The sequence below is a fragment of the Collimonas silvisoli genome, from assembly GCF_018305005.1.
Taxonomy (GTDB): domain Bacteria; phylum Pseudomonadota; class Gammaproteobacteria; order Burkholderiales; family Burkholderiaceae_D; genus Collimonas; species Collimonas silvisoli.
In genome coordinates this window covers 1-10,115 of sequence record NZ_JAGQEG010000141.1, presented here as the reverse complement: position 1 = coordinate 10,115, position 10,115 = coordinate 1, and the positions used below count along the sequence as shown (strand labels likewise).

Sequence of the window (10,115 nt, the reverse complement as noted above, 5' to 3'; positions counted from 1 at the left end):
CAAAAGTGGCGCCCGCTTTCAACGGCAGATTGGAGTTCTTGAGCAGGTAGCCTACCAGCAGCCGGTCGTTCAGCGCAGCGTCGATGCGGCCGCTGGCCAGGTCGGCCAGATATTCGGGCGAGCCTGGATAGGTCTTGACGTCGATGCCGGGAACCGCCTTGGCTTTTTGCTCGAAGTTGGTGCCTTGACCAAGGCCGAGTTTATAGCCTTTCAGCGACTCCAAAGTAGGGAAGCTGCGCTTCTCGTCTTTCCTGACGATCAATTGCGCGGTCGAAAGGGTATATGGATGGGAAAAATCGAAGGCTTTCTGGCGCTCTTCGGTAATCCCGACCTGGTTCACGATGACATCGTATTTACCGGCGCCGAGGCCGGCCAGGATGCCGCTCCACTCGGTAGTGGTGAACTCTGGCGTTACGCCCAGCTTGGCCGCCAGCAATTTGGCGACGTCGACTTCAAAGCCTTCCAGCTGGCCGGTTTTCGGATCCTTGAAATTGAACGGCGGGTAATTGCCTTCCATCGCCACTTTCAGGGTGCCACGGGCTTTGACGGTATCCAGCAGATCGGCTGCGAAGGCGTTGAGCGTGACGCTGGTGACGAGTATCGCTGCTGCAATCTTGCTCAGTTTGGACAATGTGGTGGCCATTTTTTTTTCCTTTGGTTGGTGGGCAATGCTAGCTAACGATTATGTTAAGCGTTTTTCCCTGCAAATGTGAAATGATGGTTTTGCCACTTTATATGCATTTATTGTCTTTGCACTCTAGAAAAATATCAGCTATCGCAGATTTACGCAATTTACGGCTTGCCGTTTTTCTTGCGTATAGCCAGATCTGCAGTCAATGCCGCGAACTGTTGATACAGCCCGGCGATTTGCGGTTGCCATTCCTGAACTGCCTCATATTGACGCGCCACGGTAGCCAGATCGCCGCGCGCGATGGGGCCGGTGAGCGCAGCAGCCGGACCGAGCCTGAAGGCATTGGCCGCGCTTTCGGACAGCAAGGGTTCGATCAGCTTCAAGGCAAGCTCAGGCGCGATCCCGGCCGCGACGTAAGCCTGTTGCGCGACGTCGATCAGCGTCACCTGATAGTTGGAGGCGAATACTGCGGCAGCGTGGTACAGGGTCTTCTGCTCGCGCCGGATTTCTACCAGTTGCGCGCCGATGGCGCTGAATGCAGGACCGAGAACGGCAAGGGCGGCGGCGTCGCCTTCGCTGCCGCACCAGGTGCCGTCGAAATGCTCGGCTACCTGTTGTGGCGCGGCGAAGCTGCGGATGGGGTGGATGCTGGCGACTGCCGCACCTTGTTCGACGGCGGCAGCCAGTTCCAGCGACGACAGCGCGCCGCTGCAATGAAATACTATGCTGCCTGCTTGCAGTTTTCCGCTGGCGGCGAGGGCGCGGCAGCAAGCGGCGATCTGGTCGTCGCCGGCTGCGATCAGGTAGACATCGGCGCTACGCAGGCCGCCGTAATTTGCTGCCACGCTACCGGCGCCGATAAAGGCGCTGGCTTGTTGCGCGCTGGCGGTGGAACGGTTCAGGATGTCGAGCAAGACAAAAGTCCTGTTGTTGTGCCAAAGCCGGCCCAAGGTCCGGCCGACTTTGCCGCAACCGATGATGCTCAGGGTTTGCGGGCGGCGTCCGCCGCCCCCCGTTGCAACTAGTTGCCCAGTTGCTCCAGCGCTTCCTGCTGTTCCAGCCATTCCGCCTCCAGTTGCGTCAGTTCCTTGGCATAAAACGCCTGATCGGTCAGCAGCGTTGCCAATTCCTTTTTCTTGTCTTTATCGTAGATTTCCGGATCGGCCAGGCGCGTATCGACAGTATGCTTTTGCGCGCTGCGTTTGGCGATCTGTTCATCCAGCCGCTTGATGCGCGATTCGATCGGCTTTTTCTGCGCCGCCAGCTTTTGCCGGGCTTCCGCTTCCTGGCGTTTCTGTTCGCGCCGGTCGGCGCTGTCGACCGCGGCTGTGGCCGCCGGCGCAACCGCGCTGGCAATCTTTGCCTTGCTGCCGGCTTTGGGCAATGCCGCGCCGCTGGCTGCATTGGCAACGCCATTCTTGGCCGCCAGCTTGGTCTTGAACAGCCAGTCCTTGTAATCGTCCAGATCGCCATCGAACGGCGCTACCTTGCCGTCGGCGACAATGATGAACTGGTCGGTGGTGGCGCGCAACAGGTGGCGATCATGCGATACCAGCACCAGCGTGCCTTCGAACTGCGCCAGCGCCATGGTCAGCGCTTCGCGGGTTTCCAGGTCCAGATGGTTGGTCGGTTCATCCAGCAGCAGCAGGTTGGGGCGCTGCCAGACAATCAGGGCCAGCGCCAGGCGCGCTTTTTCGCCGCCGGAAAACGGTGCGATCGAACTGGTCACCATCGGGCCGTTGAAATTGAAGCTGCCGAGGAAGTTACGCAGCTCCTGCTCGCGCACCGTAGGCGCGATCTTACCCATATGCCACAGCGGCGATTCGTCATGGCGCAGCATTTCCACCTGGTGCTGGGCAAAGTAGCCGATCGACAGGCCTTTGCCGAACTGGGCTTCGCCGTGGAGTGGCTTCAGTTCTTCCGCGATGGTTTTGATGAAGGTCGATTTACCCGCGCCGTTGACGCCCAGCAGGCCGATACGCTGGCCGATCTGCAAGGAGAAATTGATGCCGGAGACGATCACTTTTTCAGTGACGTCATGGCTGGTTTCGCTTTCGGTACGATAGCCGGCGCTCACATCTTCCATCACCAGCAGCGGATTAGGCGCGCTCAACGGCACCCGGAACTCGAAGGAAAATTCAGCCGCGGCGCGCAGCGGCGCCAATTCTTCCATCTTGGCCAGCGCCTTCATCCGGCTTTGCGCCTGACGCGCTTTGCTGGCCTGGGCCTTGAAGCGGTTGATGAACGATTCCAGATGCGCGCGCTGGCGCATTTGCTTTTCCAGGGTGCCGGCCGCCAGTTCCAGCTGGGCTGAGCGCTGCCGTTCGAACGATGAATAATTGCCTGAGTAGCGTTTCAGCTTGCGCTCGTCGATATGCACGATGACATTCACCACGCCGTCCAGGAAATCGCGGTCATGGGAGATGATGATCAAGGTGCCGGGATAGCGCTTGAGCCAGTCTTCCAGCCAGATGATGGCGTCCAGGTCCAAGTGGTTGGTCGGTTCATCGAGCAGCAGCAGATCGGATGGGCACATCAGCGCTTGCGCCAGATTCAGGCGCATGCGCCAGCCGCCGGAGAAGCTGGCCACCGGCTGTTCCATTTGCGCCAGCGAGAAGCCAAGGCCGGTCAGCAATTGTTCGGCGCGCGAGCGCACGGTGTAGGCGTCGGCGTCGGCCAGCGCGCTGTACAGCTCGCCGATCAGGGTGCCGTTGGCGGCGCTTTCCGGTTCGCTTTCCAGGAACGCCAGTTCTTCTTCAAGACGGCGCAAGGTGACGTCGCCGTCGATCGCGTATTCCAGCGCCGGCCGGTCCAGCGCCGGGGTTTCCTGGGCGACATAGGCCATGCGCCATTTCGAGGGGAAATCGATCTCGCCCTGGTCGGCATGCAATTCCCCGCGCAGCAGTCCGAACAGGCTGGATTTGCCGGCGCCGTTAGCGCCGATCAGGCCGATCTTGTCGCCCGGGTTGAGGGTGACGTCGACATTGTCGAGCAAAGGCTTGATGCCGCGCATCATGGAAACTTGTTGAAAACGTATCATGTCTACTATCTGTAACTATCTTGCTGAATGAGTGGCCATGCATGCGTCTGAAACAACATGCAGGTTGTGATGATCTTGCTCGCTTATTTACGGCAACTGGTCTGCCGTCAGCAGGAATATCATGTCGTCGCCGGCGCTGGTCGAGACCCAGGTCATTTCCAGGTCCGGGAATGCGGCTTCGGCGAAGGCGCGTTCGTTGCCGATTTCGACCACGAGTACGCCGTTTGCCGTCAGGCGCTGCTTGGCGCCGGCGACAATCTTGCGCACCAGATCCATGCCGTCGTCGCCGCCGGCCAGGGCGATTTGCGGCTCGCGCAGATATTCCGGCGGCAGCTTGCCCATCGAACCGGAATTGACATACGGCGGGTTGGTGACGATCAGATCGTATTTTTTTGCCGGCACCTTGCTGTACAGATCGGATTCGATCAGCGTAATGCGGTCCTGCAATGCGTAGTCATCGACGTTGCGGCGCGCCACGGCCAAGGCATCGGCCGAGATATCCGCGGTATCGACATGCGCCTGCGGGAAAGCGTCCGCCAGCATGATAGGCAGGCAGCCGGAACCGGTGCACAGTTCCAGGATATTGCTGACTGCGGCCGGGTCTTGCAGCCACGGCGAGAAATGGTCGGGGATCAGTTCGGCGATGAAGGAGCGCGGCACGATCACGCGCTGGTCGACGTAGAAACGATATTCGCCCAGCCAGGCTTCATTGGTAATGTAGGCGGCAGGGATACGGTCGGTGCTGCGTTTTTCAATCACCTCCAGCACGGCGTCGACTTCATGCTGCAACAGGCGTGCATCGAAAAACGGCTCGATCTTGTCCAGCGGCAGCCGCAGCGTATGCAGGATCAGATAGGCAGCCTCGTCCAGCGCGTTGCTGCTGCCGTGGCCGAAGAACAGGCCGGCGGTATTGAAGCGGGTCACTGCATAGCGCAGCAAGTCGCGGATGGAGGTAAAGGATTGTGGTGTCATGGTGCGGATTATAAAAGTAGGGCGAGTGTGCGGCGACTGGTCCGCCGGGGTCGCGAAGGCGTCAGGCGGATTTTATCGGAAATGCCAGGTCTGATGGGCCTGAGCTAGATAAGTAGCGCGCTAAGGCCTTGATTTTGTTGTTATTTGCTCAATCGGCGGCAAATAAGGCCGCACCTGGGTGCGGCCAAAGCGAGCATCAAGATGCAGAAGGCGCCAGCAAATTTTCCAAAGTACGGCGATAAATGTTTTTCAGCGGATCGATGAACTGCACTTCAACGTGTTCGTCGATCTTATGGATGCTGGCGTTGGGCGGTCCGAATTCGATCACTTGCGGACAGATCTGGGCGATGAAGCGGCCGTCCGAGGTGCCGCCGGTGGTCGATAGTTCGGTGTTGATGCCGGTTTCCACCTTGATGGCGGAAGAGATGGCGTCGCTCAGCGCACCGCGCGGCGTCAGGAACGGCCGGCCGCCTACGGTCCAGGCCAGCGTGTATTCCAAGCCATGCTTATCCAGGATCGCATGCACTCGCTGCTGCAAGCCTTCGACTGTGCTGGCGGTGGAAAAACGGAAATTGAAATCGATCACCACTTCGCCCGGAATCACATTGGAGGCGCCGGTGCCGCCGTGGATGTTCGACATCTGCCAGGAAGTCGGCAGATAGTATTCATTGGCTTCATCCCATTTTTCCGCGGCCAGTTCGGCCAGCGCCGGAGCCGCCAGGTGAATCGGATTTTTCGCCAGCTGCGGATAGGCGATGTGACCCTGTATGCCTTGCACCGTGAGCTTGCCGGACATGGTGCCGCGGCGGCCGTTCTTGATCATGTCGCCCAGAGTGGAGCTGGAGGTCGGTTCGCCGACGATGCAGTAATCGAGCTGCTCGCCGCGTGCCTTCAATTTCTCGCAGACCACCACGGTGCCGTCGGTAGCCGGGCCTTCTTCGTCGCTGGTAATCAGAAAGCCGATAGAGCCGGAATGATCCGGATGGGCTCGCGTGAATTCTTCTACCGCCACCACCATCGCCGCAATCGAGGTTTTCATGTCTGCTGCGCCGCGGCCGTACAGCTTGCCGTCGCGATGGCTGGGCAGGAAGGGATCGGATTGCCATTGTTCGCGTGGGCCGGTCGGCACCACATCGGTGTGGCCGGCGAACACCAGCAGCGGCCGCGCCGTGCCCTTGCGCGCCCATAAATTGGTGACATCGCCGGACTGGATGGTTTCGCACTCAAAGCCGAGCGGCGCCAGCAGCTCGATCAGGAGCGCCTGGCAGCCTTTGTCTTGCGGCGTGACGGAGGATAAGGCAATCAACTCTTCGGCCAGCGCCAGGGTCTTGCTTTCAGTTTGGTTTTTCATGAATTTGCTGCGCTTATTGACTGAATATTTCTTGGTACAGTGCGTCCGAAAAGCCGACGTAGGTGTTCTTCCCGGTGAACAGCACCGGACGTTTGATGATCGACGGCAGCTCCATCATCAATGGCGTGGCGCTGATGCCGTCGGTGATACTGTTGCGGCGTTGTTCCGACAAACCGCGCCAGGTGGTGCCCTTGCGGTTGACCAGCGTATCCCAGGCGACATCCGCCAGCCAGGTAGTGATCAGTTCAGGCGTGACGCCGTCCTTCTTGAAATTGTGAAACGTGTATGCGATCTCTTGGTCGTCAAGCCAGGTGCGGGCTTTCTTGACTGTGTCGCAATTGGGGATGCCATAAAGAGTAATTGCCATAGCTTGAATGCGGTCTTGTGCGGATGTGGTTTACAAATCCAGTGTGAATTCGGTGAAGGTTGCGCCTTCGACTTTTTCCGGTTCTGGCGCCACCGGCGTTGAATTCTTTTTGGAACTCGGCGTGTGGTTGTTGATCAGCCAGTACAGATTGCTTGGAGAATCGGCATGTGCCAGCGCTTCGTCCTGAGTGATGACGCCATCGTCGATCAATTGCATCAGCGCCTGCTCGAAAGTTTGCGAACCGGGCGCCAGGCTCTTCTCCATCGCTTCCTTGATCTGGCTGATATTGTCTTCTTCAATCAGCTCGGAAACATGGCGGGTGTTGAGCATGATTTCAACCGCCGGCGTGCGCTGGCCCTTGACGGTGGTGACCAGCCGTTGCGACACGATCGCCGCCAGGGTCGACGCCAGGTCTTCCAGCAATGCCGGGCGATTTTCTATCGGATAAAAACTGATGATGCGGTTCAGCGCGCGGTAGGTATTGTTGGCGTGCAGCGTCGATACCACCAGATGGCCGGACTGGGCATAGGCGAGCGCGGCCGACATGGTTTCCTTGTCGCGGATTTCGCCGATCAGAATGCAATCGGGCGCCTGCCGCAAGGCGTTCTTCAGGGCGCCGTGGAGGTCGGTAGTGTCGCTGCCGATTTCACGCTGGTTGACGATGGAGCGGTGATTATGGAACAGGAATTCGATCGGATCTTCCAGCGTCAGGATATGGCCTGCCTGGGTTTTGTTGCGATAGTCCAGCATCGAGGCGATGGTGGTCGATTTGCCGGAACCGGTGGCGCCAACCACCAGCAGCAAACCGCGCTTGCGGCCTACCAGTTCGACCAGTGCGGGCGGCAGGCGCAGATCTTCAAACGCAGGGATTTGGTAAGGAATATAACGGATCACGGCGGAAATATTGCCGCGCTGACGGAAGGCCGACAGCCGGAAACTGCCGACGCCGGCAACCGGTAAGCCGAGATTCAATTCATTGTTGCGATCCAGTTCTTGCAAGCGCTCGGCCGGCAGCACTTCACTCAGCAGCATCTGGATGGTGTTCTCATCCATGGTCTGCTGATTGACAGGGACCATCTGGCCCTTGATCTTGAGATGAATCGGCGAGCCCGGCGCCAGGAACATGTCCGACGCGTCCTTCTCCTGCATCAGACGAAACAAGCGATCCATTGCCATCAAAAAGCTCCTTAAATTATTTTTCTTTGCAATTTAACCGTTTTGCCTGATCAGTTGAGGACAGAGTAATTCGCCACAAGGTTAAACCACACGGCTCTTGAACTCTGTCCCCAATTACTAAGCTTCGCAATAATCAAGCTTCGCGCAGCAATTCGTTGATGCCGGTCTTGGCGCGGGTTTTGGCATCGACGCGCTTGACGATCACCGCGCAATACAAGCTGTATTTGCCGTCGGCCGAAGGCAGGCTGCCCGAAACCACAACCGAACCGGAAGGGATGCGGCCGTATGTCACTTCGCCGGTAGCGCGGTCGTAAATCTTGGTCGACTGGCCGATGTAGACGCCCATCGAAATCACCGAGTTTTCTTCAACGATCACGCCTTCGACGATTTCCGAACGGGCGCCGATGAAGCAATTGTCTTCGATGATGGTCGGATTGGCTTGCATCGGTTCCAGCACGCCGCCGATGCCGACGCCGCCGGACAGGTGAACGTTCTTGCCGATCTGGGCGCAGGAGCCGACGGTGGCCCAGGTGTCGACCATGCTGCCTTCATCGACATAAGCGCCGATGTTGACATAGGACGGCATCAAGACCACGTTCTTGCCGATGAAGCTGCCATGGCGGGCAACTGCCGGCGGCACCACGCGGAAACCGCCCTTGGCGAAATCTTCAGCGGTGTAGTTGGCGAACTTGGTCGGCACTTTGTCGTAAAACTGCATGTTGTCGCCGGCTGGCATTGGCAGATTGTCTTCCAGCCGGAACGACAGCAGCACGGCTTTCTTGATCCATTGATTGACGACCCAGTTGCCGTCGGTTTTTTCGGCGACGCGCAAAGTGCCCTGGTTGAGTTCGGCGATGACCTTGGCCACCGCTTCGCGGACATCGGCCGGTGCGGTCTTAGGTGAGAATTCGGTACGCTGTTCCCAGGCTTGGTCGATAAATGCTTGCAGAGATTGAGTCATGATTGGTCGCAGATTGAAAGTTTAAAAACATGTAGTGACCATGACGACGACTGAAATACATCGTCATGGTGCAATACGTAGGATCAGGCTATTGTCAAATGCCTGAAGCCTCAAGCTAGAGGCCGCGGCAAAAAGCGGCGATACGCTGCGCCGCCTCCAGGCATTCCTCGACTTCCGCTACCAAAGCCATGCGGATGCGTTGCTGGCCCGGATTGGCGCCATGAGCGTCGCGCGCCAGATAGCTGCCGGGCAATACCGTTACATTATATTCGGCATACAGCCGCTTGGCGAAGTCGGTATCGGAGATAGCTGCCAGCTTATCTACCTTGGCCCATAGATAAAAACCGGCGTCAGGCAGTTCAACGTCCAGCACGGTTTGCAGCACAGGGGTGACCTGTTGGAATTTTGCCATGTATTTGGCGCGGTTTTCGACGACGTGGGTTTCGTCGTTCCAGGCGGCGACCGACGCCGCTTGCACTGGCGGGCTCATGGCGCCACCGTGATAAGTACGATACAGCAGGAATTTTTTCAGGATGGCGGCGTCGCCGGCGACAAAGCCGGAGCGCATGCCCGGCACGTTCGAGCGTTTCGACAAGCTGGAAAAAGCGATCAGGCGGGGGTAGTCACTACGACCCAATATGTGGGCGGCTTGCAGCCCGCCCAGCGGCGCTTCCGGCTTGAAATAAATCTCGGAATAGCATTCGTCGGCGGCAATCACGAAACCGTGGCGGTCCGACAGGGAAAATAATTCTTTCCAATCCTCCAGCGACAGCACGGCGCCGGTCGGATTGCCAGGCGAGCACAGATACAGCAGCTTGACGCGCGGCCAGACATCGTCCGGCACGCTGCGGTAATCCGGCGCGAAGTTGCGGCCAGGATCGGAATTGACGAAATACGGCTGGGCGCCGGCCAGATAGGCCGCGCCTTCGTAGATTTGGTAAAACGGGTTGGGGCACATTACCAGCGCATCTTTCTGTGCCGGATCGACCACTGTCTGCGCCAGCGCAAACAGCGCTTCGCGTGAACCGTTGACCGGCAAGATCTGGCTCGCCGGATCGAGCGGCGGCAAGCCGTAGCGCCGTTCCAGCCAGCCGGCGATCGCTGCGCGCAAGGGTTCCGCGCCGATGGTGCTGGGGTAGCTGGCCAGGCCGTTGAGATTGTCGGCCAGAGCTTGCTGGATGAATTTAGGCGTGGGGTGTTTGGGTTCGCCTATGCCGAGGCTGATCGGCGTGTATACCGGGTTGGGCGTGACGTCGGCGAATAAGGCGCGCAGTTTTTCAAACGGATAGGGTTGCAGCCGGTCTAGTAATGGATTCACGTGGTTATTGACGAGTAGTGACAGATGAATAATGACGGATGAATAACAAAAATGGAATGAAGAAAAACGGCTGTGAAAGCCAGAAATGCGCTGTTTGCATTATATACAGAAGTGCGCCTTTGATCGTTGCTATTGGCGGGTTTTGAGAGTGCGAAAGGCGGATTCTGCGCCCTAATACCGTTCAGTTAGGGGCAATTCCCCCATATGGCAGCCCCGTCATTCCCGCGAACGCGGGAATCCAGGTTGCTGAGTATGGTGGTGAAAATGGATTCCCGCGTTCGCGGGAATGACGCAACGGA

Annotated in this window: 9 protein-coding genes; all 9 read right to left on the bottom strand. The window is 58.4% G+C overall.

Annotated elements, in window-relative coordinates; genetic code table 11:
- The coding region (locus KHU33_RS24345) for a transporter substrate-binding domain-containing protein (protein ID WP_211467828.1) at window positions 1-643 on the bottom strand (643 nt) is incomplete at its 3' end.
- Window positions 644-792: 149 nt separating this feature from the next.
- Complete coding sequence (locus KHU33_RS24340) at window positions 793-1,695, bottom strand: Rossmann-like and DUF2520 domain-containing protein (RefSeq protein ID WP_211467826.1); 903 nt, start codon at window positions 1,693-1,695, stop codon at window positions 793-795.
- Entirely contained in the window at window positions 1,653-3,671 is a 2,019-nt protein-coding gene (locus KHU33_RS24335; RefSeq protein ID WP_211467824.1) for an ATP-binding cassette domain-containing protein, read from the bottom strand. Before KHU33_RS24335 ends, KHU33_RS24340 begins: the two co-directional genes overlap by 43 nt.
- An 87-nt stretch (window positions 3,672-3,758) precedes the next feature.
- Window positions 3,759-4,643 carry a 50S ribosomal protein L3 N(5)-glutamine methyltransferase gene (prmB, locus tag KHU33_RS24330; protein WP_211467822.1) on the bottom strand — a complete coding sequence of 295 codons (885 nt, stop codon included), beginning with the start codon at window positions 4,641-4,643 and terminating at the stop codon, window positions 3,759-3,761.
- Between the two features lie 196 nt (window positions 4,644-4,839).
- Complete coding sequence (gene dapE / locus KHU33_RS24325) at window positions 4,840-5,994, bottom strand: succinyl-diaminopimelate desuccinylase (protein WP_211467820.1); 1,155 nt, start codon at window positions 5,992-5,994, stop codon at window positions 4,840-4,842.
- 13 nt (window positions 5,995-6,007) lie between these two features.
- Window positions 6,008-6,361, bottom strand: a complete 354-nt coding sequence (locus KHU33_RS24320) for an ArsC family reductase (protein WP_211467818.1) — start codon at window positions 6,359-6,361, stop codon at window positions 6,008-6,010.
- A gap of 30 nt (window positions 6,362-6,391) precedes the next feature.
- On the bottom strand, window positions 6,392-7,537 hold the full coding sequence (locus KHU33_RS24315; protein ID WP_211467816.1) for a PilT/PilU family type 4a pilus ATPase: 1,146 nt from the start codon (window positions 7,535-7,537) through the stop codon (window positions 6,392-6,394).
- A gap of 133 nt (window positions 7,538-7,670) precedes the next feature.
- Window positions 7,671-8,498, bottom strand: coding sequence for a 2,3,4,5-tetrahydropyridine-2,6-dicarboxylate N-succinyltransferase (gene dapD, locus KHU33_RS24310; RefSeq protein WP_211467814.1), 828 nt, complete (start codon window positions 8,496-8,498; stop codon window positions 7,671-7,673).
- 115 nt (window positions 8,499-8,613) lie between these two features.
- Complete coding sequence (gene dapC / locus KHU33_RS24305; protein WP_211467812.1) at window positions 8,614-9,816, bottom strand: succinyldiaminopimelate transaminase; 1,203 nt, start codon at window positions 9,814-9,816, stop codon at window positions 8,614-8,616.
- Between the last annotated feature and the right edge of the window lie 299 nt (window positions 9,817-10,115).